This is a genomic window from Streptomyces sp. NPDC053426 (genome assembly GCF_055585405.1).
This window is the reverse complement of the sequence record NZ_JBVJKE010000009.1, coordinates 1-22,220: the sequence shown is the minus strand read 5'-3', so window position 1 is coordinate 22,220 and position 22,220 is coordinate 1. Positions and strand designations below refer to the sequence as shown.

Below are 22,220 nucleotides of genomic sequence, written 5' to 3'. Positions count from 1 at the left end.
GCCCGTCCGCCACCCGTCTCGTCCTCACTCGCTCCCCGTCTCAGCGGACGGACGATGTTTCGCCGGGGTTTCCCGCAGCCGCTAGGCTCCGGTCGTGGCTGATATCCAGATTCCCGCTGACATCAAGCCCGCCGACGGACGTTTCGGCGCGGGTCCCTCCAAGGTGCGGACGGAGGCGCTGGACGCCCTGGCCGCGACCGGCACGTCCCTGCTCGGCACCTCCCACCGCCAGGCCCCGGTGAAGAACCTGGTCGGCAAGGTGCGCGAGGGCATCTCCGAGCTGTTCCGGCTCCCCGACGGCTACGAGGTGATCCTCGGCAACGGCGGCTCCACCGCGTTCTGGGACGTCGCGACCCACGGCCTGATCGAGAACAAGTCGCAGCACCTCACCTTCGGCGAGTTCAGCTCCAAGTTCGCCAAGGCCGCGAAGCTCGCCCCCTGGCTCGCCGACCCCACGGTCGTCTCCGCCGACCCGGGCACGCACCCCGAGGCGGCCGCCGAAGCCGGCGTGGACGTCTACGCCTTCACCCACAACGAGACCTCCACCGGCGTCGCCATGCCCATCGAGCGCGTCGCCGGCGCCGACGAGGGCTCCCTCGTCCTGGTGGACGCCACCTCCGGCGCGGGCGGCCTCCCGGTCGACATCGCCGAGACGGACGTCTACTACTTCGCCCCGCAGAAGTCCTTCGCCTCCGACGGCGGCCTGTGGATCGGCGTGTTCTCCCCGGCCGCGATCGAGCGCGCCGAGCGGATCCACGCCTCCGGCCGCCACGTCCCGGAGTTCTTCAGCCTCCCCACGGCGATCGACAACTCCCGCAAGAACCAGACGTACAACACCCCGGCGCTGGCCACCCTGTTCCTGCTCAACGAGCAGCTCGAGTGGATCAACGGCCAGGGCGGCCTCGCCTGGTCCACGGCCCGTACGAAGGACTCCTCGACCCGCCTGTACGCCTGGGCGGACGAGTCCAAGCACGCCACCCCGTTCGTCACCGACCCGGCCAAGCGCTCCCAGGTCATCGGCACGATCGACTTCACGGACGAGGTCGACGCCGCCGCCGTCGCCAAGGTCCTGCGCGCCAACGGCATCGTCGACACCGAGCCCTACCGCAAGCTCGGCCGCAACCAGCTCCGCGTCGCGATGTTCCCGGCGATCGACCCGGCGGACGTCGAGGCCCTGACGAAGTGCGTGGACTACGTGATCGAGCAGCTCTAGACGGTCGTACGCGAGTGAGGGGCGCCCGGTGGACGATCCACCGGGCGCCCCTCGCTCATCCGCACGCCCTGCTCCTCGACGAACAACTCCTCGGCGTCCGCCGCGCTCGGGGAGCGGTCCAGCCAGGTCCCGCACATCGGGACCGGTGTGCCCGGGGGCCCGCCGACCGCCTGGGCCTGCGGGCCGGCGGCCGGCCCTCCCTGCGCAGTGGTCAGGTGGTGCTCCACCGCTGGTTGTCACGGCCGTTGCATTCCCAGAGCACCACCTGGGTGCCGGACGCCCCTCCGAAGAGGTCCAGGCATTTGCCGCTCGACGCGGACAGCAACGATTTTCCCGACAGGCTGAACCGCTGAGCTGCCGACTGGTCACACGGTGCGAGGACCACCGGCGCGCGGTCCTCGGTGCCGGTGACGGTCGCGCAGAGGTCACCCTGCTGGAGTGCCGTGTTGGACCCGGTGTTCCACGACTGGGAGGCTGCGCCGGTGCAGGCCGCGACCACGAGTTCGGACCCCGAACCGGCGCCTGTCAGGCAGTTGCCGGAGGCTTCGACCGCGAGCGCCCTCCCGGGGTCGGGAGCCGAGCCGCCTGCCCGGCCGGTTCCGTCCTTGTCCGGCGCCTTGCTCACGGTGGGCTCCGCGTCGTTCTTCGCCGCCTTGTCCGTACCCGGTTCCGTTTCCCGGCCGGAGGGCGTGGGGGAGCCGGTGGAAGGAGGCCGAGACGACGCGGCCGCGCTCGCCGAAGCGCTCAAAGACGGTTCCACATCGGGGACTTCGGGTTCGTTCGCATCGGACTGGTACGGCTCGCCCGCGACGTTGGACTGCCGATCGTCCTCCCCCTGGGACCCGCTGATCGTGACGACCGCTCCGGCGATCACCACCGCGACGGCCACGGAGGCGATGGCGATCCACTTCGCGGGTGGGCGGCGTGGACCGGACCGAGGGCTGTCGTCCGGTGCCGCCGCCGGGCCAGTGGCGGATTCGTCGCGGCCGGTGATACTGACGGGCGGCTCCGGTCGTGCAGTTGCCTTGCCGTCCTCGATGTCGGCTCGGTGAGCCGTAGCCGCACGGGCGAGAGCGGCACGGGCTGCCGCCAGCTTCGCCGCGTCGTTGACACCGGAAGGTCTGTCCGGTGGTAAGTCCACGCGTCGGTCCTGGCCTGTGTTCCGTTTGGGCAGTTCCGGCATTCTGCCGTACTCCTCGTGCAGGGGTCGAGTGCGCCCGGAACCCGCGTTCCGGGAGAGGGCGAGCGGTGCGGTTGCGGTGGGGCCCAGGCCCGTTCCGGGCCGACTGCGGTCCTCGCATACTCCGCGAACACCTGACAGATCATTTCCTGATCATCGTTGCCAGTTTAAGCACATTGGTGATGGAATCCTGCCCGTGTCCGACGAAGGCAGCGGCGGCGTTGCACGGTGAACCGGCGTGCCGGGAAGCGCCGTTCACCCCGGGAAGGGACCTTCGGCTGTCCGCCGGGCTGCGCGCGCCCTGGTGCGGCGCCGGTGTGTGTGACGACAGTGCGGACTTCACGGGGCTGCTCGACCACAACCCGGTCCGAGTGTCGGACCTCGATCACCGCGGTGACTTGTCGAAAGTCGGGCCCCACCAGGAGTGGGTGGCTCCGGTGGAGTGGGGCAACCGTATTCTTTCGTATCGGCGGCGTCGGCGAGATCCATCAAGAGCGAGGCCGGCCGCGACATCCTCGCCGAGCCCGCCCTCCTGCTTCCCGGACGCCGGGAAGCAGGAGGGCGTTCTTCATGTCCGAAGCACCCCCGAAAAGCCGAAGCTCACCGGCTGAGCCGCTGGAACCTGCGCACCGCCAGCGGCAGGAAGACCGCCGTCAGTACGAGCGGCCACACCCCCGCCATCAGCAGGGCGTGCTGTTCGACCCAGGAGTCGCCGCCGCCGACCGGCGTGCCGAACAGGTCGCGGGTCGCCGCGGCCGTCGAGGAGATCGGGTTCCAGGCCGCCACCCAGCCCAGCCAGTCCGGCATGAGCTGCGGGGCGACGAAGATGCTGGAGATCATCGTCAGCGGGAACGCGACCGCGAACAGCCCGCCCGCCGCCTCCGGGTTGGGCACCAGCAGTCCCAGCCAGACGCCGAGCCAGATCAGCGCGAACCGCAGCCACAGCAGCAGCCCGAACGCCGCCAGGAAGCCCCAGCCGCCGTCCGGCCGCCACCCCATGGCGAGCGCGGTCAGCACCAGGATGCCCAACTCCGCGCAGGCGATGACCAGATCGGTCACCCCGCGCCCGGACACCACCGCCGAGGGGGACATCGGCATGGAGCGGAAGCGGTCGATGACCCCCTTGGTGGAGTCGTGGACGACGACGGTCGCGGTGTTGATGAAGCCGAACGCCATGGTCATCACGAACATGCCCGGCATCAGGAAGTCCTTGTAGTCCCCGCCGCCGGGCACCTTCATCGCGCTGCCGAAGACATAGCCGTAGAGGAGGACCGACAGGATCGGGAAGCCCAGCTGCCAGGCGATGTTGACGGGCTGGCGCTGGTAGTGGGTCAGGCCCCGGCGGACGATGTTCCAGCAGTCCGCGAACGCCCAGTACGTGCGGCCGTGCGTGGCCGGGCCGGTCGGGTCGAGCACACTCACGCCGCCGCCTCCTTCTCCGTGCGGTGTCCGGTCAGGCGCAGGAACACGTCGTCGAGGCTGGGCCTGCGCAGTCCGAGGTCCTCCACCCGTACGCCCTCGTCCTGAAGGGTGCGCGCCACTTCGGTGAGCGCGGCCACCCGGTCGGTCACGGGCGCGTGCACCCGCAACTCGGTGTCGTCCGTCTCGGGTTCGCCCTCGGCGACCCGCGCGACCACCTTCACCGCGCGCGGGATGTCGGAGCGCTCGGCGACCACGACCTCGACGCGGTCGCCGCCGACCAGGTTCTTCAGCCCGTCCGGGCTGTCGTCGGCGATGGCACGGCCCTGGTCGATGACGGTGATCCGGGAGGCCAGCCTGTCGGCCTCCTCCAGGTACTGCGTGGTCAGCAGCACGGTCGTACCGTCCGCCACCAGCGCCCGTACGGATTCCCAGACTTCGCCGCGGCTACGGGGGTCGAGTCCCGTGGTCGGCTCGTCCAGGAAGAGCACGGACGGGGCGAGGATCATCGAGGCGGCGAGGTCGAGGCGCCGGCGCATGCCGCCGCTGTAACCGCCCACGCCCTTGTCGGCGGCGTCGGTCAGGTCGAACCGCTCCAGCAGCTCGACCGCCCGCGCCGCGGCCCTCTTGCCGCCCAGATGGAACAGCCTGCCGAACATCTCCAGGTTCTGCCGCCCGGTGAGCACCTCGTCCACCGCCGCGTACTGCCCGGTGAGCCCGATCCGCGCCCGCACCTCGCGCGCCCGCCGGGTGACATCGAGCCCGGCGACCGTGGCCCGGCCGCCGTCGAGCCGGATCAGCGTCGACAGGATGCGCACGGCGGTGGTCTTGCCGGCGCCGTTCGGCCCGAGGAGTCCGTGCACCGTGCCCTCGCGGACGGCGAGGTCGAAGCCGTCGAGGGCGCGCTTCTCGCCGTAGCGCTTCTCCAGGCCCTCCGCCCGGACCGCGTAGCCGTCGTCCATGAGTCCCCCTTCCAAGAACTGGGTACACCGTACCCGATTGCGCGTACACCGTACCCAGTTTTCGCGGGCGGTTTTAAACTGCCTCCATGAGCAGCGGTTCGGGCGGTACGGAGACCAGTGGCGGCGGCGACATCGCCCGCACCCTCGACCTGTTGTGGGACACCGGCCCGCGGCCCAGCCGGGGGCCGAAGCCGGGGCTGACGCTGGACCGCATCGTGGAGACCGCCGTCGACGTCGCGGACCGGGACGGGCTGGGCGCGCTGTCGATGCGCCGGATCGCCACGGAACTCGGCACCGGCACGATGTCCCTGTACCGCTACGTCCCCGGCAAGGCCGAGCTGCTCGACCTGATGCTGGACCGGGTGCAGCGCCCCTCACAGGACCCCGCGGACCTCGGCGACGGCGGCTGGCGCGCGGCGCTGGAGGCCCTCGGCCACGCCACCCTCGCCCTCTACCGCCGGCACCCGTGGCTGATGGAGGTCAACCAGTCCCGCCCGGTCCTCGGCCCGAGCGCGCTGGACGGCATGGAGAAGGTGCTCTCCCGGATCAAGCCGATGGGCCTGTCCGACCCCGAGCTGCTGTCGGCGATCATCATGATCGACGGATACGTGGTCGGGGCCGCCCGGACCCAGCTCTACCAGGAACAGGCCGAACGCGGCTCCGGGCTGACGGACGCGCAGTTCTGGGAGGCCCAGCGGCCGGCCCTGGAGAAGGCGATGCTCAGCGGGCGCTACCCCGTCCTGGCCGGGCTGTCCGAGGACACCTTCGGCACCGGCTTCGACCACTTCGAGTTCGGGTTGCAGCGCATCCTGGACGGGTTGGAGGTGTTCGTCGCCGGGCGGTCCCCGGAGGGGCGGGGCGGCGGATCGGACGGCTGATCAGCGGTTGCGGCGGCGCAGCAGCCGGAAGAGGAGCACGCAGAGGAGGGCCGCCGCCGCGGCGGCGCCGATCTTGATGTCGCCCCCGGTGCCGTCGTCGGCGGCGCTCCCGGTACCGCTCTTCCCGCCCTCGGCGCCCGCACCACCCGGCTCTCCGTCGGGTCCGGGCGCGTCCTCGGCCTTGACGGGGCTCTCGACACCCTCCATGCCGAGCAGCAGCTTCCTGCCGTCGGTGGTGTAGGTGGCGGACTCGCCCTGCCCCAGCGGCACGCTGATCCGCCCCCCGCGCCGGATCTTTCCGCCGTTCCAGTCGTACCAGATGCCTCCGAGGTAGCCGCGCACGGCGAGCCGTTCGCCGTCCGGGGAGAGCGCGGCGTCGGTGGCCCAGAGGCCGACGGGGACGGTGGGCCGGAAGACGTTCGTTCCGGAGGCGGAGAGCTTCTCCGGGCCCTCGTAGAGGTGTCCGCCGTCCTCGTTCTTGTCGATGATGTAGACCCGTCCGGTCTTCGGGTGGACGACCATCGACTCCGCGTCGCGGGGACCGTCCTCGTACTTCACGACGTACTGCGTCGCCCGGACCGTCTGGTCCTTCAGCTCCGTCGGCTCGGGCAGCTCGTAGATCCACACGTGGGGCCAGGTACCGCCGAGGTTGTCCCCGATGTCACCGACGAAGATCCGGTTGCCCGGTCCGACGGCGATCGCCTCGACGTCACGGGGCGTGCCGACGCCGGAGAGCGCGACGCGTGCGACCGTCTCGCCGGTGCCGCCGTCGACGGCGTACAGGTAGGGCCCTTCGTCCTGGTCGTTGTGGGTCCAGTAGACGCCGGGGTGGAGGCGGGAGGCGGCGAGTCCGCTGGACTCGGTGATGCGCGGGTCCTTGATGGTGAAGCCCTCGTCGCCGTCGGCTGCGGAGGCGACGGGCACGGCGAGCGCGCCCGTGAGGAGGGTCGCGGCGATCAGGGCGAAGGGTCGGCGCATGTGCCAAGAGTGCCATTAATCAGCGCACTTCACGGTGGGTGTCCGGACTCACATCGCGACGGATCGCGGCGGCCGGATCGATCGTCCATGATGACCGTGTGCTCAGGTTCATGCCCGTAGGTGACTCGATGACGATCGGGAGCGCGGGTGAACACACCTGGCGCTACCGGCTGTGGCAGCACCTGTGCACGGCGTACGGCGGTCCCTTCACGCTGGTCGGCCCGCGCGAGACGCTGCACGACCCGGTGACGGACGCCCCCACCTCGTACGCGTACGCCGATCCCGACTTCCCGCGCGCCCACCTGGCCGGCTGGGGCGAGGGCTGGCAGCACATGGCCCCGCTGATCGGCGAGACCGTGCGCTCCTGCCGCGCGGATGTGCTGCTGGTGTCGCTGGGCCTGATCGACCTGGGCTTCTACACGAACGCCGAGCAGACGGCGGAGAACGTCCGTGCCTTCATCGCCGGGGCGAGGGCGGCCAACCCGCGCGTCCGCGTGGCCGTCATGCCGGTGATCCGCAACATCCGGGTGGAGGCCGACCCGACCTTCGCCGAACAGGTCGCCCACTTCAACGAACTCCTGGCGAAGGCGGTCGCCGACCTGGACGACGCGGGCTCGCCCCTGCTGCTGGTCCCGCCGCCGGCGTCGTACGACTTCCACACGGACACGTACGACGGCACGCACCCCAACGAGAGCGGCGAGCACAGGATCGCGGGTGCGTTCGCGGAGGCGATGTGGCGGGAGTGGGGGCTGGGCGGGCCGTACGGGGCGGCGTAGCTGCCGGGGAGTTCTGGCATATGCGCCCCGCCCCGTGTCCTGCGCGCCGTGCGTATCGTTGTACCGCGCGGCCGCACTCGTCCGTGGGCGGCCGGGGAGGAGCGCCACGATGACCGTCCTTGAAGACAGGATCGCCATGGCCGACGTCAACACGCAGCGCTTGGACGAGTGGTTCGAGCGGCTGGAGCGGATGCCCGTCCCCGAAGGATTCAGGGTCGAGATCGTCGGGGGCACCGTCTACATGACACCGCAGCGTGACACTCATTGGGGGATCATCCGTCGGATCGTGCGGGCCGTCGAGGACAGGTTCGGGATGGATGTCCAGGTGTTCTCGGACGTCCGCATCGACTTCCCGGGCCACGAGAACGGCCTCTGCCCCGACGTGGCCATGCTCCGGGATTCCGCCGAGAAGGACGACGAGGGCCACTGGCGCTACGAGGACGTCGAATTCGTCTTCGAGGTCATCTCCGAAGGCACGGCCGCCAACGACTACGGCCCGAAGAAGGCCGCCTACGCGACCGCCGAAGTGCCCCTCTACGTCATCGTCGACCCTTACCAGGGCCGCTGCTACGTCTACACCGACCCGAAGAACGGCGACTACGTCACGCGGACGCGGGTGGACTTCGGCGACGACATCGATCTGACCGGCACCGTGGCCGACCTGACCGTGAACACCAGCGCCTTCCCCCGGGACCGGTCCCCCCTTGCATAGAGCGCACTCCAAGCCGTTGGCTTGACGACCATGAAGTACACGCAGCTCGGACGCACGGGAGTCAAGGTCAGCCGGATCGTCCTCGGGACGATGAACTTCGGTCCGCAGACCGACGAGGGCGACAGCCACGCCATCATGGACGCCGCGCTGGACGCCGGCATCAACTTCTTCGACACCGCCAACACGTACGGCGGCGAGAGCAGGGGCCGTACCGAGAGCATCATCGGGAACTGGTTCGCGAAGGGCGGCGAGCGCCGCGACAAGGTGGTCCTCGCGACCAAGGTGTACGGGAACATGACCGTCGGCGGCGAGACGTGGCCCAACCACGACAAGCTGTCCGCGGTGAACATCCGCCGGGCCGTCGACGCCAGCCTGAAGCGGCTGGGGACGGACCGCATCGACGTCTACCAGTTCCACCACATCGACCGCAGCACCCCGTTCGAGGAGATCTGGCAGGCGGTCGACGTCCTGGTCCAGCAGGGCAAGATCCTCTACGCCGGTTCCTCGAACTTCCCCGGCTACAAGATCGCCCAGGCCAACGAGATCGCCGCCCGGCGCGGCGGCACCATCGGCCTGGTCAGCGAGCAGTGCCTGTACAACCTCGCCGAGCGCCGCGCCGAGATGGAGGTCGTCCCGGCCGCGCGGGACTACGGGCTCGGGGTCATCCCGTGGTCGCCGCTGCACGGCGGGCTGCTGGGCGGTGTGCTCAAGAAGGAGGCCCAGGGCGTGCGCCGTGCCTCCGGGCGGGCCGCCGAGACGCTCGCCGATCCCGCCGGCCGCGCGCGGATCCAGGCGTACGAGGACCTGCTCGACAAGCACGGCGTCGAGCCCGGCGAGGCCGCGCTGGCCTGGCTGCTCACCCGGCCCGGCGTGACCGGCCCGATCGTCGGTCCGCGCACGGCCGAGCAGCTCGCCTCCGCGCTGCGCGCGGTCGAGCTGGAGCTGAGCGAGGAGCTGCTGACCTCACTGGACGAGATCTTCCCGGGTCCGGGGCCGTCGCCTGAGGCCTTCGCCTGGTAGCGGCGCGCACGGGGGCGGGCGGCGGCGCTAATTGCCCAGTGCCGCCGCCAGCGCCACCACGACGAACATCAGCACGAGCGCACCGGCCATGATCCGGTTACGGGTCTTCGGGTCCACGCCATCGAGCCTAACCGGCCGCGCCCAGCGCCCGCCGGGCGACCGCCTCATAGCGGGGCTGCTCGCCCGGCACCCCGGACGTCGGCAGGTTGCTGCGCACCAGCACCACCTCGTCCACGGTCCAGATGCGGCTGCGGAACGCGTGCAGGGCCTCCACGTACGGCCGTACGTCGACGGCGTCCCGGCTGCGGGCCACCGTCAGGTGGGCCTTGTAGCGGCGGTGCTCGTCCATCGGCACGCCCGCCTTCCGCGCCGCCGCCTCGGCCCGCTCGGCCAGCAGCCGCATCGTGCGCAGATCCCCCTCCGCACCGGTCCACAGCGCCCTGCCGTGCCCGAACTGGCCGCCGCCGAGCAGCGCCAGCCGGAACGGCTCGGTCCGGGACGCGGCCCGCCCCAGCCGCGCCGTCAGCTCCGGTACGAGTTCGTCGTCGACCTCGCCGTAGAAGGCGAGCGTGAAGTGCCACCCGGCCCGCTCGGTCCACCGCATCCCGTCCGCGCCGGGCAGCCTCCGCAACCGAGCCACCTCGGCGGCGAGCTCACGGACCACTTCCACGGGGGGCAGCACGGCGGCGAAGAGTCTCATGGGGCCAGTCTGCCGTCAGACCGCGGGAGCCAGGGCTTCCTGGCGCTCACGCCGTACGAAGCGGATGCTGGGGTGGCCCCGGTGCCAGCCCACCGACAGGCGCAGGCCGCCGACCCTGGCCAGGATCAGGCCGATGACGACCGCCGCGGCCACCGCGACCGCGCCACCCGTCGCGAAGCCGACGCGGGCGCCGTAGGTGTCGGTGATCCAGCCGACGACGGGGGCGCCGACCGGGGCTCCGCCGAGGAAGACCATCATGTAGAGGGCCATGACGCGGCCGCGCATCGCCGGGTCGGTGGCCATCTGGAGGCTGGTGTTGGTGGTGACGTTGACCGTCATCGAGAACAGGCCCAGCGGGACCATGACCAGGGCGAACATCCACAGTTGCGGCAACGCGGCGGCGGCGATCTCCAGCGAGCCGAAGGCCAGCGCGGCCAGGATCAGCAGCCGCAGCCGGGCCGTGCCGCGCCGGGCGGCGAGCAGGGCGCCGGAGACGGAGCCGACCGCCATCAGGGTGTTGAACATGCTGTAGACGCCCGCGTCCCCGTGGAAGACGTCGTCGGCGAAGGCCGAGATGTAGACGGGGAAGTTGAAGGCGAAGGTGCCGATGAAGCCGACCAGGACGATCGGCCAGAGCAGTTCGGGCCGTCCGGTGACGTAGCGCAGGCCCTCCCGGAGCTGTCCCTTGCCGCGCGGGGCGCGCTCGACGGCGTGCAGCTCGCGGGCGCGCATCATCATCAGGCCGGCGAGCGGCGCGACGAAGGACAGGCCGTTGAGGAGGAACGCCCAGCCGGTGCCGACGCCGGTGATCAGCAGGCCCGCGACGGCGGGGCCGACCAGGCGGGCGGACTGGAAGTTCGCGGAGTTCAGGCTGACCGCGTTCTGGAGCTGGCCGGGGCCGACGAGTTCGGAGACGAAGGACTGGCGGGCCGGGTTGTCGACGACGGTCGCCAGACCGAGGGCGAAGGCGGCGACGTAGATGTGCCAGACCTCGACCCGTCCCGTCAGGGTGAGGGCGGCGAGCGCGAGGGCGGTGAGGGCCATCGCGGTCTGGGTGACGAGCAGCGTGGGGCGCTTGCGCAGGCGGTCGACGAGGACACCGCCGTACAGGCCGAACAGCAGCATCGGCAGGAACTGCAGGGCCGTGGTGATGCCGACGGCGGCCGAGGAGCCGGTGAGGCTGAGCACCAGCCAGTCCTGGGCGATGCGCTGCATCCAGGTGCCGATGTTGGAGACGGCCTGGCCGATGAAGAACAGGCGGTAGTTCCTGACCCTCAGCGAGGCGAACATCGAGGTCTTGCGGGCGGGGGTGGTGTCGGGGGCGGGCAGGGTGTCGTGGGGGTCAGGTGCGGGGGCGGAAGCTGCTCCGGATCCCGTACTCAAAGGGGTTCGCCTCCTGGCTTGCTGCTGCTGTGTTCAGATGTGTGCCAGTTTCTCCAGTACGGGGGCGGCGGCGCGCAGTTTCGCCCACTCGTCGTCGTCGAGTTCCTCGACCAGCGTGGCCAGGAACGCGTTCCGCTTGCGGCGGCTCTCCTCGAGCATCGCCTCGGCCCGCTCGGTCTGCGTGACGACCTTCTGGCGGCGGTCGTCGGGGTGCGGCTCCAGGCGGACCAGTCCCTTGGCCTCCAGCAGGGCCACGATGCGGGTCATCGACGGCGGCTGGACGTGCTCCTTGCGGGCGAGCTCGCCCGGGGTGGCCCGGCCGCAGCGGGCCAGGGTGCCCAGCACCGACATCTCGGTGGGGCTGAGGGACTCGTCGACGCGCTGGTGCTTGAGCCGACGGGACAGCCGCATCACGGCGGATCGGAGGGCGTTCACGGCGGCTGCGTCGTCGCCATGGCTGAAGTCCGGCATGTTCTTTAGCGTAACTCATTACTCTCGCTAAATACCACCCGGAAGGCACGTACGCGCCCGTGACTCCCGCCACCGTCACGCCGTATCACCCGTACGAGTGATCCATTCGCGAATCGCGGCGCGGCGCACCGTGGTGTGCAGGGACCCTCATGGGCATGGGGACCGACGTGCTCAGCCTGCGTATCGACCACGAACTGCTCGAACGGCTCCGGGAACACGCCGCGAAACGCGGCATGAGCGTCCAGGACTATGTCGTCCGGACGCTCATGCGCGATGACTTCGACCAGCGGTTCCGGACCGCCGTCGAGGAGACGGAGAAGTTCTACGGGGTCACGTGAGCCCCCGCGGGCACGGTCAGGTCAGACCCAGCGCCGGCATCAGGTAGTAGAAGGCGAACACCGCCGACACCACGTACATCGCCGCCGGGACCTCCCGGCCGCGCCCGGCCGCCAGGCGCAGCACCACGAAGGTGACGAAGCCCATGCCGATGCCGTTGGTGATCGAGTAGGTGAACGGCATCATCACCATCGTCACGAAGGCCGGGATGGCGATCGTGTGGTCCGCCCAGTCGATCTCCTTGATCGAACCGGCCAGGATCAGGAAGCCCACCGCGACCAGCGCCGGGGTGGCCGCCTGGGACGGGACCATCGTGGCGATGGGCGTGAGGAACAGCGCCACCGCGAACAGGGAGCCGGTGACGACGTTGGCGAAGCCGGTGCGCGCGCCCTCACCGACGCCGGCCGTGGACTCCACGAAGGCGGTGGTGGCCGAGGCGGAGGCGGCACCGCCCGCGGCGACCCCGACGCCGTCGAGGAACAGGACCTTGTTGACGCCGGGCATCTGGCCCTGGGCGTCGGTCAGCTTGGCCTCGTCCGAGACGCCCATGATCGTGCCCATCGCGTCGAAGAAGCTCGACAGCAGCACGGTGAAGACGAACAGGATGCCGGTCAGCACGCCGACCTTCTCGAAGCCGCCGAACAGGCTGACCTCGCCGATCAGGCCGAAGTCGGGGGTGGCGACCGGGTTGCCGGGCCACTCGGGGGTCGTCAGGCCCCAGGAGGGGATGTCGGCCACGGCGTTGATGATCATCGCGAGGACCGTCATCGCGACGATCGAGATGAGGATCGCGCCGGGCACCCGGCGCGCGATCAGCACCAGCGTGAGCAGCGCGCCGAGGACGAAGACGAGGACCGGCCAGCCGGTGAGGTGACCGGTGCCGCCGAGCTGGAGCGGGACGGTGGTGTGGGCGGCGTCCGGGATGCGGGAGACGAACCCGGCGTCGACCAGGCCGATCAGCATGATGAACAGGCCGATGCCGATGGCGATGGCCTTGCGCAGACCGTAGGGGACGGCGTTCATCACGCGCTCGCGCAGACCGGTGGCGACCAGCAGCATCACGATGAAGCCGGCCAGCACCACCATGCCCATGGCGTCCGGCCACGACATGCGCGGCGCGAGCTGGAGCGCGACGACCGAGTTGATGCCCAGACCGGCGGCCAGCGCGATCGGGACGTTGCCGATGACGCCCATGAGCAGCGTGGTGAACGCGGCGGTCAGGGCGGTCGCGGTGACGAGCTGGCCGTTGTCGAGCTGATGGCCGTACATGTCCTTCGCGCTGCCCAGGATGATCGGGTTCAGCACGATGATGTACGCCATCGCGAAGAAGGTGGCGAAACCGCCGCGGACCTCACGGGACAGGGTGCTGCCGCGCTCGGAGATCCGGAAGTAGCGGTCGAGGGCGCCGGACGCGGCACCGGACCCCGGCTGCTCGGGGGTGGGGGCCTTGGTCGTGGCCGACGGGGACATGCGGGGACCTCATCACCGGTGGGCGCCCCCCGAAGCCCTTTGGTGTTTTCTACGAATGAAAGTGGTCAGAGACAAACGGATTCAGTATGAAGATATAACGCCGTCCACGCTATCTCCGCGCGTAGACCCGCGTGGCTCCCTGCGGTCCCCGTCACGTGGTCCACGCGGTCCCCGTCACACGCGGAACCCCTCGTAAGCTGTCCGCATGGCCGGGTTTTTTTCGGGATCCCCCGAGCACGAGGCGCCGGAGCCCCTGGAGGGCCCCGTGGTCGCCACCATCGTCGGCGGCACGATCATCTGGTTCGTCCTGTTCCTGGTGCAGCTGCCGTTCTACGGCTGGTTCGACGACCACGGCCACACCTGGTGGCTGTGGACCTGCCTGGCCGGCGGCGGACTCGGCTTCATCGGCATCTGGTACGTCCGCAGGCGCGACGCCGCGATCAAGCGGGCCCGGTCGGCCGACGGGACGCCGGAACCGGACCGCTCCCCCGCCCCCTCGGCCGACTGAGCCCGACGGGCCCGGGCGCCACCGCCGTACGACCACGGCACTACGACCGCCCCGACGGCCCTCCTACCCCGGTCGGATCTTCCGGCCATCGGGGGGTGAACCCCTGAATCCGCACGTACCGTCGAATGCATGACGCATCTCGAGGCGGGCGACCGGATCGATGCCGAACACCCCGCCGGGGTCACCTCGCCGGTGACCGGGCTGACGGCCGCGCAAGTGGCCGAACGGGTGGCACGCGGACAGGTCAACGACGTACCGGTGCGCAGCAGCCGGTCCCTCACCGAGATCGTCCGCGCGAACGTCTTCACCCGGTTCAACGCGATCATCGGCGTGCTCTGGGTGATCATGCTGATCGTCGCGCCCATCCAGGACAGCCTGTTCGGCTTCGTGATCCTCGCCAACACCGGCATCGGCATCGTCCAGGAGTGGCGGGCGAAGAAGACCCTCGACTCCCTCGCGGTGATCGGCGAGGTACGGCCCACGGTGCGCCGGGACGGGAGGGCCGCGGAGGTCGGCACCTCCGAGATCGTGCTGGACGACCTGATCGAGATCGGGCCGGGCGACAAGGTCGTCGTCGACGGGGTGTGCGCCGAGGCGGACGGCCTGGAGATCGACGAGTCGCTGCTCACCGGCGAGGCCGACCCCGTGGTGAAGCGGCCCGGGGACCAGGTCATGTCCGGCAGCTTCGTCGTCGCGGGCGGCGGCTCCTTCCAGGCGACCCGGGTGGGACGCGAGGCGTACGCGGCGCAGCTCGCCGAGGAGGCGTCCCGGTTCACCCTCGTCCACTCCGAGCTGCGCTCGGGCATCTCCACGATCCTCAAGTACGTGACGTGGATGATGGTCCCGACCGCGATCGGCCTGATCATCAGCCAGCTGGTGGTCAAGGACAACGAGCTGAAGGACTCCGTCGCCCGCACGGTCGGCGGGATCGTGCCGATGGTCCCCGAGGGGCTGGTGCTGCTCACCTCCGTCGCCTTCGCGATCGGGGTGATCCGGCTGGGCCGCAAGCAGTGCCTGGTGCAGGAGCTGCCGGCGATCGAGGGACTGGCCCGCGTCGACACGGTCTGCCTGGACAAGACGGGCACGCTCACCGAGGGCGGCATGGACGTCACCGAGCTGCGGGTGCTCGGCGACGGCGACGGGACGTACGTGCGCGGGGTGCTGGGCGCGCTGGGGGCGGCGGACCCGCGTCCCAACGCGTCCCTGAAGGCGATCATCGAGGCGTACCCGGACGGCGGGGGCCGGCGCCTCACCGACACGCTGCCCTTCTCCTCCGCCCGGAAGTACAGCGGCGCGACGTTCGAGGAGGGCGCGGGCGGCGAGTCCGTCACCTGGCTGCTGGGGGCGCCCGACGTGCTGCTGGACCCCGGCGACCCGGCGCTGGCCGAGACCGGGCGGATGAACGAGCAGGGGCTGCGGGTGCTGCTGCTCGCCCGTGCCCGCGACGGCGTGGACGTCGACGACCCCGCGGCCGCCGAGAGCGTACGGCCGGCCGCGCTGGTGGTGCTGGAGCAGCGGCTGCGCCCGGACGCGGCCGACACCCTGCGCTACTTCGCCGAGCAGGACGTACGGGCCAAGGTCATCTCCGGGGACAACGCGGTGTCGGTCGGGGCGGTCGCGTCCAAGCTGGGCCTGTCCGGTACGGCGGTGGACGCGCGCCGGCTGCCCGCCGACCCGGACGGCATGGCGAAGGCGCTGGACGACGGCACGGTGTTCGGGCGGGTCACCCCGCAGCAGAAGCGGAACATGGTGGGCGCGCTCCAGTCGAACGGCCACACGGTCGCGATGACCGGGGACGGCGTGAACGACGTGCTGGCGCTGAAGGACGCGGACATCGGCGTGGCGATGGGCTCCGGTTCGGAGGCCACGCGGGCGGTCGCCCAGATCGTGCTGCTGAACAACAGCTTCGCCACGCTGCCGTCGGTGGTGGCGGAGGGGCGGCGGGTGATCGGCAACATCACCCGGGTCGCGACGCTGTTCCTGGTGAAGACGGTGTACTCGGTGCTGCTGGCGGTGCTGGTGGTGGTCTCGCAGGTGGAGTACCCGTTCCTGCCGCGCCATCTGACCCTGCTGTCGACGCTCACCATCGGGGTCCCGGCGTTCTTCCTGGCGCTCGCCCCCAACAAGGAGCGGGCGCGGCCGAACTTCGTACGGCGGGTCATGCGGTACGCGATCCCCGGCGGGGTGCTGGCCGCGCTGGCGACGTTCGCGTCGTACCTGGTCGCGCGGGAGTACTACACCGGTGCGGGCGCGCTGGAGGCGGAGACGAGCGCGGCGACGCTGACGCTGTTCCTGATCTCGATCTGGGTACTGGCGATCATCGCCCGGCCGTACACGTGGTGGCGGATCGGGCTGGTGGCGGCGATGGGGGCGGGGTTCCTGGTGGTGCTGGTGGTGCCGTGGCTGCAGGAGTTCTTCGCGTTGCGGTTGGTGGGCATGACCATGCCGTGGGTCGCGATCGGCATCGCGGTCTTTGCGGCGGGGGTGCTGGAGTTCTTGTGGCGGTGGGTGGACCGGCGGGTCCCGGCGTGACGCCTGCGGCTGCGTAGCGAGTCCTTCGCGCAGTTCCCCGCGCCCCTACAGGGCCCACCGGCCGAACACCCCCGCGGGCCGGTGGGCGTTCTTCGCGCAGTTCCCCGCGCCCCTACAGGGGCCACCGGCCGAACACCCCCGCGGGCCGGTGGGGGTTCTTCGCGCAGTTCCCCGCGCCCCTACAGGGGCGCACCGGCCGAATGTCCCCGCGGGCCGGTGGGGGTGCAGGTATCGGCTGGCAGTGCTCGCAACCCCCTAGGGGCGCGGGGAACTGCGCGAGCAACCACGACGCACCCGCACGGGACCACGGCAGGACACCCCCTCAGGGGCGCGGGGAACTGCGCGACAAGCCACCACGCACCCGCACGGGACCACGGCAGGACACCCCCTCAGGGGCGCGGGGAACTGCGCGACAAGCCACCACGCACCCGCACGGGACCACGGGCCGGACCACCCCCAGGGGCGCGGGGAACTGCGCGGCAAGTCGTCGTTCAGTCGAACCAGCGGTCGCGGGCCAGTTCCTCCGTCCGGGACGGGTCTTCCAGCAGGGCCGCCACCTCGAAGCGGCGGGGCCACTGGCCCGCCGCCCAGGCGAGGCCCGCGGCCACACCCTCCAGCGTCGCCGCGTGCAGCACGCCGTCGTTCGTCAGCCGCCAGTCGATCTCCACACCGTCGACGACGAGTTCCTCGTGCTCCACGTACACGGCCGGGGTCCGCGACCCCAGCAGCACCCGCACCGGCTCCGGTACGTCGTGCTCCGTGCCCTCGGAGTCCACCTCCCCGGTGACGGACTCGCTCAGCCGCCGCACCTGGAACAGCTCGGCCAGTTCGGCGGCCCGCGCCGGCCGCACCGGCAGCAGCGGCACACCGGACGTGAACGGCAGCAGATCGGGCGAGTCGACGACCACCGCGTCCGCGGCGTCCACCACCTCCACCCGCCCGTCGACCACGGCCCGCAGATCGTCCGGCAGGGTCACCTGCTCGGGATCCAGCTCCGCCAGCGCCCCGTAGAGCGCGTGCAACTGGGCCGCCGTGACCGGCCGGTCGGGGTCGGCGAGCCGGTCCAGCAGTTCGGCGGCGCCTCCCGGCTCGTCGAGCAACGCGGCCACCGAGGTCCGTACGCCCAGCGCCCGCAGCACCTGCTCGTCCTCGAACCCGGTCGCGTCGGCCTCGTCGTACAGGCCCCGCAGCAGCGGGTCGCCGCCGGCCGCGCGCAGTCCGGCGGGGCGGCGCCCGCCGATCACCGGGTGCCCGCGCAGCCACCACGCGGTGTACGGCCGTACGACCTCGTGGGTGCCGTCGTGCAGCAGGATCCGTACCGGCTGGACGAGCGCGTCGCGCAGCGGGGGCCGGGACAGCAGGGCGAGGGCCCGCGGCCACTGGTCGTCGTCCACGAGGTCGAGGTCGCGCACGGCGACGATCTCGGTGGCGACGGGCGGGACGGGGCTGTCCGGGAAGCGGTCGAGGACGTCCTCGCTCCACACGTCCACGGCGTCGAGCAGGCCCGCGTCGTCGGGTTCGGCGAAGTCGCTTTCGCGCGGCTCCAGTTCGTCCGGGTCGAGGACGACGTCGGTGGCGCGGATCAGCGCGAAGTCGACCAGGACCCCGCAGGCGGCGAGCGGCTGTTCGCCCCACCTGTCGGCCAGTTCGCCGTCCACGGAGGCGAGTTCGCCCTCGCGCATGACCTGGGCGAACGGTCCGCCGGGGAAGACCAGCTCGCAGGCCGGGGAGAGTTCGCCGTCCTCGTCGGGGAGGGCGAGGGCACCCAGCCACGGCTCGTCACCGGGTTCGAGGGCGGCGTCGCGCACCAGACCGAGCACGGTATCGGCGAGTTCCTCGGCGTCCGGGGTGTCCTCCTCCTCCCAGTTCACCGGACCCTCGTCGTCGAGCGACGCGGCGACGGCGGCCCGCACCTGCGGGGTGGTGAGGACGGCGCGCGGGGTGGCGGGAAGCGCGCCCAGCTTCTCCAGGAGGGGGTGGGCGGCGTCCGGGTGGGCGACCTTGAGCCCGAGCCGGGCCAGCACCTCGGGGTCGATCCGGGTGGCCTCCGCTCCGGGCAGCAGCACCTGCCGGGGGCCGATGGTCGTCCGCCCTCCCCCAGAGCCGAAAGCCTGGGAGGTACCCCCAGCGAGCGGCACGGGCAGTCCGGACAGCCGGTCGGGGTCGACCCCGGCGAGGCTGTCGTACAGCCGCCACCACCACTCGGGGGACTTCTCCAGTCCGGCCAGCCGGTCGACCGCGTCGGTGAGCGGGACCCGGGCGACGCCCAGCGTGCGCAGCTCCGTGCGGCGTTCGAGACCGGCGGGCAGCAGGGTGGGGAGGACTTCGGCCAGCACCCGTACGGTGTCGGCGCCCGCGCCCTCGACGACCTCGGCGTCACGGGGCCGCAGCGACCGCGGCAGCTCGGATTCGTCGTGCCGCTCGGCCTGCTCGGCCTGCTCGGCCTGCTCGACGGCGGGCGGCAGGAAGGACGTACGGGGCAGCCGTTCGAGGACCGCCCGGCGCAGGGCGCCGTCCAGTTCGCCCTTGCCGAGCGGGCCCGGCACGAGGTCGATGATCCCGGCGGTCACCGGGCGCCAGTCGGCGAGGAGCCCGGCGTAGGCGTCGGCGGCGCGCTGCACGAGGAAGTCGGTGAGCGGGCCGGGGGCGGCGTGCCGGCGGGTGGAGTCCAGCGGGAAGGAGGCGATGAGCAGCGCGGGCACGCCGAGCGGCTCGTCGCTGGGGGTGGGCGCGTGCACGACGGGGCTGGTGCGGGGCCGGGCGGGGGTGCCGTCGGTGTCCACGGGGACGGCCCAGGTGACCGACCAGTACGGGCGCAGCCGCTCCTCGACGGGCCGGTCGGCGAGCAGCTCGGGGGTGAGCGGTCCGTGTGCGGCGGCGGTGCGCCAGCGGGTGGTGCCCTCGCGGGAGTCCTCGACGACGGTGAGCGCGCCGTCGGTGCGGCGGCTCACGGTACGGGGTTCCGCGTCCCCGATCTCGACGACCACCTCCTCCAGGCCGGGCAGGGTGAGCAGCAGGGCGTCGTCGACGGCGTTCAGCAGCCGCTCGGCGAGGTCGGCGGCGGCGGTGTCGCGCAGGGGGAGGATGACGGCGGTGTCGTACGGGCCGGGCGCGGTGCCCTCGGCGGCGAACGGCAGCCGGAGCAGGGGTACGTGCCCGTCACGCCGCCGGATCTCGTCCCCGAGCCCTGGGCTGTGCCGTGCGGTGTCGCCCGCGAGGTCCCGCGCCTCGGCCAGCGACCAGCGGACCCCGCCGTGCCGTCCGACGACGGCGGGCTCGTCGGTGACGGCGAGGACGGCGGCGAAGCCGACGCCGAAGCGTCCCACGGCCCGGTCCGGCGCGTCCCGCTTGGCGGAGGCGCGCAGCGTGGACAGCGACTCGACACCGGCCGCGTCCAGCGGGGCCCCGGTGTTCGCGGCGACGAGGACCCCGTCGCGCAGGGTGAGCCGCAGCCGTCCCGGTACGCCGGCCCGGGCTGCGGCGTCGGCGGCGTTCTGGGCGAGCTCGACGACGAGGCGGTCCCGGTAGCCGCCGAGGACGAGGTCCTCCTCGGCGTTGGCGTCCTCGCGGAAACGGGCGGGGCTGGTGACCCAGGCGTCCAGGACCCCACGCCGCAGACGCGCCGTACCGAACGGATCGGCACCCTCGGCGGCGGGCCGTACGAACTTGCTCACGTTCATCTCTCCTCATCGGCCCCACATCGGCGTGAGGTCGAAGGTACCGCCCCGCGACATTCCGGCGACGCGGTGTCCACGTCCCGCCGCCCCCTGTGGATGATCAGGACCGTGCTGCTCGAATCGCTGTCCGTCGCCGCGCTGGCCGTGGTGCTGGTGTGTGCCGTCGTCCGTCCCTTCCGCTGGCCGGAGGCGGCGTTCGCGGTGCCCGCGGCCGGCGTCGTGATCGCGACCGGCGCGATCCCCTTGGAGGCGGTGCGCGAGGAGGCCGTCCGGCTCGGGCCGGTGCTCGGTTTCCTCGCCGCCGTGCTGGTGCTGGCCAAGCTCTGTGCCGACGAGGGCCTCTTCCACGCCTGCGGGAGCTGGATGGCCCGCTGGTCCCGCCACCGGCCGCGCAGGCTGTTGGGCGCGGTCTTCGCCCTCGCCTCGCTGATCACCGCCGCGCTCAGTCTGGACGCCACCGTGGTGCTGCTGACGCCGGTGGTGTTCGCCACCGCCACCCGTATGGGCGCCCGTCCGGCCCCGCACGTCTACGCGGGCGCGCACCTGTCGAACACGGCGTCGCTGCTGCTGCCGGTGTCGAATCTGACGAACCTGCTCGCGTTCACCGCCACGGGGCTGGGCTTCACCCGCTTCGCGCTGCTGATGGCCCTGCCGTGGCTGGCGGCGATCGCCGTGGAGTACGCCGTCTTCCGCCGTTTCTTCGCCGCCGACCTGGACACGGCGCCCACCGCTCCTCAGGTGCCGGAGAAGCCGGCGAAGCCGCCGCTCTTCGCCCTGGTGACGGTGGCCGCCACGCTCGCCGGGTTCGCCGTGGCGTCCGCGCTGGGCGTCGACCCGGCGTGGGCGGCGGCGGCCGGCGCGACGGTGCTGGCCGTACGCGCCCTGTCGCGCCGCCGCACCACCCCGGCGGCGATCCTCCGCGCGGCCGACCTGCCGTTCCTCGCCTTCGTCCTCGCCCTCGGCGTGGTCGTACGGGCGGTCCTGGACCACGGCCTGGGCGACGCGCTCGGCGCGGTCCTCCCCGACGGCACGTCCCTCCCCGCTCTCCTGGCCATCGCGGGCCTGGCGGCACTGCTCGCCAACCTGATCAACAACCTGCCGGCGGTCCTCGCCCTCGTCCCCCTGGCCGCACCGTCCGGCCCCGGCGCGGTCCTCGCGGTCCTGCTGGGCGTCAACATCGGCCCGAACCTCACCTACGCGGGCTCCCTGGCCACCCTCCTGTGGCGCCGCATCGCCCACCACCACGCCCACGAGGTCAGCCTGAAGCGCTTCACGCTGCTGGGCCTGGCCACCGTCCCGACGGCGCTGGTGGCGTCGACGGTGGCGCTGTGGGGGTCGCTGGAGCTGCTGGGCGGGTGATTCCGGACGGGGACACCGGAGACCCACGCCACATTCGGACAGTCCCCGGATCGGGCTCCCGGTGACAAGCGGCACAGGCGCTCTGTCCGGTACTACCCGGAATAGTGGAAAAGCGGTTGAATCCAAAAGGGACATTTGGGGCGCAGGGCTGATCGATCAGCTTGAAATGGGGGGTTCCGCCCCGTCCGGACCCACCGGTCAAGAGACGTGCGTCTCACGCCCGATGTACGACCTTTCGTCGTAGGTCACACCTTTGCGGCTTCTGTCCGGTTCCGGTTACCAAGGAACGGCCAGCGCGGCACGGACCCGTTCCGCCGATGGCTTCCCTGTCCCCTCACCCATGAGGTCTCCATGCTCCAGCGCGTCACGTCCCGTCTCCCCCGCACGTCCCTGACCCAGACCCGCGCGGCCGTCCTGGCCGCCGGCATGGGCGCCACGGTCGTCCTGGGAGTCGGGGCCGCGGTCGCCGCCGAGAACACGGCCGCGCCCGGCGCCACCACCACCGCCCAGGCGCAGGCCGCCGCCAAGAAGGCGACCGCCTCCTGGGTCTCCCCGGTCAAGAGCTACAAGCTGTCCGCGAGCTTCGCCCAGAACGGCGGCATGTGGGCGCACAAGCACAGCGGCCAGGACTACGCCGTCCCGACCG

General features: G+C 71.8%; 19 protein-coding genes and 1 pseudogene. 10 read left to right on the top strand and 10 right to left on the bottom strand.

Annotation, left to right across the window (positions count from 1 at the left end):
- Positions 1-94 precede the first annotated feature (94 nt).
- Positions 95-1,213 (top strand): phosphoserine transaminase, encoded by a 1,119-nt coding sequence (gene serC, locus ACZ62B_RS19355; RefSeq protein WP_344555311.1) that lies wholly within the window; start codon positions 95-97, stop codon positions 1,211-1,213.
- Here the strand turns inward: serC and ACZ62B_RS19350 are convergent.
- The 4 genes from ACZ62B_RS19350 to ACZ62B_RS19335 form a co-directional block, all read right to left on the bottom strand.
- Positions 1,210-1,350 carry a hypothetical protein gene (locus ACZ62B_RS19350; RefSeq protein ID WP_469691288.1) on the bottom strand — a complete coding sequence of 47 codons (141 nt, stop codon included), beginning with the start codon at positions 1,348-1,350 and terminating at the stop codon, positions 1,210-1,212. The genes serC and ACZ62B_RS19350 overlap by 4 nt on opposite strands.
- A 74-nt stretch (positions 1,351-1,424) precedes the next feature.
- Entirely contained in the window at positions 1,425-2,396 is a 972-nt protein-coding gene (locus tag ACZ62B_RS19345; RefSeq protein ID WP_469691286.1) for an RICIN domain-containing protein, read from the bottom strand.
- A 597-nt stretch (positions 2,397-2,993) separates the two neighbouring features.
- Complete coding sequence (locus tag ACZ62B_RS19340; RefSeq protein ID WP_344555315.1) at positions 2,994-3,815, bottom strand: ABC transporter permease; 822 nt, start codon at positions 3,813-3,815, stop codon at positions 2,994-2,996.
- Positions 3,812-4,774, bottom strand: coding sequence for an ATP-binding cassette domain-containing protein (locus ACZ62B_RS19335; RefSeq protein WP_344555317.1), 963 nt, complete (start codon positions 4,772-4,774; stop codon positions 3,812-3,814). The genes ACZ62B_RS19340 and ACZ62B_RS19335 overlap by 4 nt, the downstream gene beginning before the upstream one ends.
- A gap of 86 nt (positions 4,775-4,860) precedes the next feature.
- On the opposite strand from ACZ62B_RS19335, the gene ACZ62B_RS19330 reads away from it, so the two are divergent.
- On the top strand, positions 4,861-5,652 hold the full coding sequence (locus ACZ62B_RS19330; RefSeq protein ID WP_344555319.1) for a TetR/AcrR family transcriptional regulator: 792 nt from the start codon (positions 4,861-4,863) through the stop codon (positions 5,650-5,652).
- Here the strand turns inward: ACZ62B_RS19330 and ACZ62B_RS19325 are convergent, their stop codons facing one another.
- The gene (locus tag ACZ62B_RS19325; RefSeq protein ID WP_344555321.1) at positions 5,653-6,630 is read right to left on the bottom strand and encodes a WD40 repeat domain-containing protein; all 978 of its coding nucleotides are present in this window, start codon (positions 6,628-6,630) and stop codon (positions 5,653-5,655) included.
- Positions 6,631-6,728: 98 nt separating this feature from the next.
- On the opposite strand from ACZ62B_RS19325, the gene ACZ62B_RS19320 reads away from it, so the two are divergent.
- The 3 genes from ACZ62B_RS19320 to ACZ62B_RS19310 all read left to right on the top strand — a co-directional run bounded on the left by ACZ62B_RS19320 (position 6,729) and on the right by ACZ62B_RS19310 (position 9,138).
- On the top strand, positions 6,729-7,406 hold the full coding sequence (locus tag ACZ62B_RS19320) for an SGNH/GDSL hydrolase family protein (protein ID WP_344555323.1): 678 nt from the start codon (positions 6,729-6,731) through the stop codon (positions 7,404-7,406).
- 109 nt (positions 7,407-7,515) lie between these two features.
- Entirely contained in the window at positions 7,516-8,118 is a 603-nt protein-coding gene (locus ACZ62B_RS19315) for a Uma2 family endonuclease (RefSeq protein ID WP_468881049.1), read from the top strand.
- A gap of 30 nt (positions 8,119-8,148) precedes the next feature.
- Entirely contained in the window at positions 8,149-9,138 is a 990-nt protein-coding gene (locus ACZ62B_RS19310) for an aldo/keto reductase (protein WP_468719259.1), read from the top strand.
- Positions 9,139-9,265: 127 nt separating this feature from the next.
- Here the strand turns inward: ACZ62B_RS19310 and thpR are convergent, their stop codons facing one another.
- Genes thpR through ACZ62B_RS19295 form a run of 3 tightly spaced genes read right to left on the bottom strand, consistent with a single transcriptional unit; the run spans position 9,266 to position 11,692 of the window.
- Positions 9,266-9,838 (bottom strand): RNA 2',3'-cyclic phosphodiesterase, encoded by a 573-nt coding sequence (gene thpR / locus ACZ62B_RS19305; protein ID WP_344555329.1) that lies wholly within the window; start codon positions 9,836-9,838, stop codon positions 9,266-9,268.
- 15 nt (positions 9,839-9,853) lie between these two features.
- Positions 9,854-11,221 carry an MFS transporter gene (locus tag ACZ62B_RS19300; protein WP_344555331.1) on the bottom strand — a complete coding sequence of 456 codons (1,368 nt, stop codon included), beginning with the start codon at positions 11,219-11,221 and terminating at the stop codon, positions 9,854-9,856.
- Positions 11,222-11,254: 33 nt separating this feature from the next.
- Positions 11,255-11,692 (bottom strand): MarR family winged helix-turn-helix transcriptional regulator, encoded by a 438-nt coding sequence (locus ACZ62B_RS19295; RefSeq protein ID WP_073934432.1) that lies wholly within the window; start codon positions 11,690-11,692, stop codon positions 11,255-11,257.
- Positions 11,693-11,847: 155 nt separating this feature from the next.
- Between ACZ62B_RS19295 and ACZ62B_RS19290 the strand changes: the two genes are divergently transcribed.
- Positions 11,848-12,030 (top strand): ribbon-helix-helix protein, CopG family, encoded by a 183-nt coding sequence (locus ACZ62B_RS19290; protein ID WP_344555332.1) that lies wholly within the window; start codon positions 11,848-11,850, stop codon positions 12,028-12,030.
- Between the two features lie 16 nt (positions 12,031-12,046).
- Here ACZ62B_RS19290 and ACZ62B_RS19285 read toward each other — a convergent pair whose 3' ends face one another.
- Positions 12,047-13,498, bottom strand: a complete 1,452-nt coding sequence (locus ACZ62B_RS19285) for an NCS2 family permease (protein WP_468719245.1) — start codon at positions 13,496-13,498, stop codon at positions 12,047-12,049.
- Between the two features lie 205 nt (positions 13,499-13,703).
- Between ACZ62B_RS19285 and ACZ62B_RS19280 the strand changes: the two genes are divergently transcribed.
- Positions 13,704-14,006, top strand: coding sequence for a DUF2530 domain-containing protein (locus tag ACZ62B_RS19280; RefSeq protein WP_344555334.1), 303 nt, complete (start codon positions 13,704-13,706; stop codon positions 14,004-14,006).
- 129 nt (positions 14,007-14,135) lie between these two features.
- Positions 14,136-16,538, top strand: a complete 2,403-nt coding sequence (locus ACZ62B_RS19275) for a cation-translocating P-type ATPase (RefSeq protein ID WP_469691276.1) — start codon at positions 14,136-14,138, stop codon at positions 16,536-16,538.
- A gap of 491 nt (positions 16,539-17,029) precedes the next feature.
- Here the strand turns inward: ACZ62B_RS19275 and ACZ62B_RS19270 are convergent, their stop codons facing one another.
- The gene (locus ACZ62B_RS19270) at positions 17,030-20,212 is read right to left on the bottom strand and encodes a sacsin N-terminal ATP-binding-like domain-containing protein (protein WP_469691274.1); all 3,183 of its coding nucleotides are present in this window, start codon (positions 20,210-20,212) and stop codon (positions 17,030-17,032) included.
- A gap of 99 nt (positions 20,213-20,311) precedes the next feature.
- Between ACZ62B_RS19270 and ACZ62B_RS19265 the strand changes: the two genes are divergently transcribed.
- Together ACZ62B_RS19265 and ACZ62B_RS19260 are read left to right on the top strand one after the other, a co-directional pair.
- Positions 20,312-21,574, top strand: coding sequence for an SLC13 family permease (locus ACZ62B_RS19265; RefSeq protein WP_468719260.1), 1,263 nt, complete (start codon positions 20,312-20,314; stop codon positions 21,572-21,574).
- A 351-nt stretch (positions 21,575-21,925) separates the two neighbouring features.
- Positions 21,926-22,220 (top strand): annotated as a pseudogene (locus ACZ62B_RS19260) (M23 family metallopeptidase); the annotation flags it as partial.

Bases quoted from the DNA above. Each gene is read 5' to 3' on its own strand.
- ACZ62B_RS19350 (WP_469691288.1), bottom strand. From the start codon at position 1,350: ATGTGCGGGACCTGGCTGGACCGCTCCCCGAGCGCGGCGGACGCCGAG.
- ACZ62B_RS19345 (WP_469691286.1), bottom strand. From the start codon at position 2,396: ATGCCGGAACTGCCCAAACGGAACACAGGCCAGGACCGACGCGTGGAC.
- ACZ62B_RS19335 (WP_344555317.1), bottom strand. From the start codon at position 4,774: ATGGACGACGGCTACGCGGTCCGGGCGGAGGGCCTGGAGAAGCGCTAC.
- ACZ62B_RS19330 (WP_344555319.1), top strand. From the start codon at position 4,861: ATGAGCAGCGGTTCGGGCGGTACGGAGACCAGTGGCGGCGGCGACATC.
- ACZ62B_RS19325 (WP_344555321.1), bottom strand. From the start codon at position 6,630: ATGCGCCGACCCTTCGCCCTGATCGCCGCGACCCTCCTCACGGGCGCG.
- ACZ62B_RS19315 (WP_468881049.1), top strand. From the start codon at position 7,516: ATGACCGTCCTTGAAGACAGGATCGCCATGGCCGACGTCAACACGCAG.
- ACZ62B_RS19310 (WP_468719259.1), top strand. From the start codon at position 8,149: ATGAAGTACACGCAGCTCGGACGCACGGGAGTCAAGGTCAGCCGGATC.
- thpR (WP_344555329.1), bottom strand. From the start codon at position 9,838: ATGAGACTCTTCGCCGCCGTGCTGCCCCCCGTGGAAGTGGTCCGTGAG.
- ACZ62B_RS19295 (WP_073934432.1), bottom strand. From the start codon at position 11,692: ATGCCGGACTTCAGCCATGGCGACGACGCAGCCGCCGTGAACGCCCTC.
- ACZ62B_RS19290 (WP_344555332.1), top strand. From the start codon at position 11,848: ATGGGGACCGACGTGCTCAGCCTGCGTATCGACCACGAACTGCTCGAA.
- ACZ62B_RS19285 (WP_468719245.1), bottom strand. From the start codon at position 13,498: ATGTCCCCGTCGGCCACGACCAAGGCCCCCACCCCCGAGCAGCCGGGG.
- ACZ62B_RS19280 (WP_344555334.1), top strand. From the start codon at position 13,704: ATGGCCGGGTTTTTTTCGGGATCCCCCGAGCACGAGGCGCCGGAGCCC.
- ACZ62B_RS19275 (WP_469691276.1), top strand. From the start codon at position 14,136: ATGACGCATCTCGAGGCGGGCGACCGGATCGATGCCGAACACCCCGCC.
- ACZ62B_RS19265 (WP_468719260.1), top strand. From the start codon at position 20,312: ATGATCAGGACCGTGCTGCTCGAATCGCTGTCCGTCGCCGCGCTGGCC.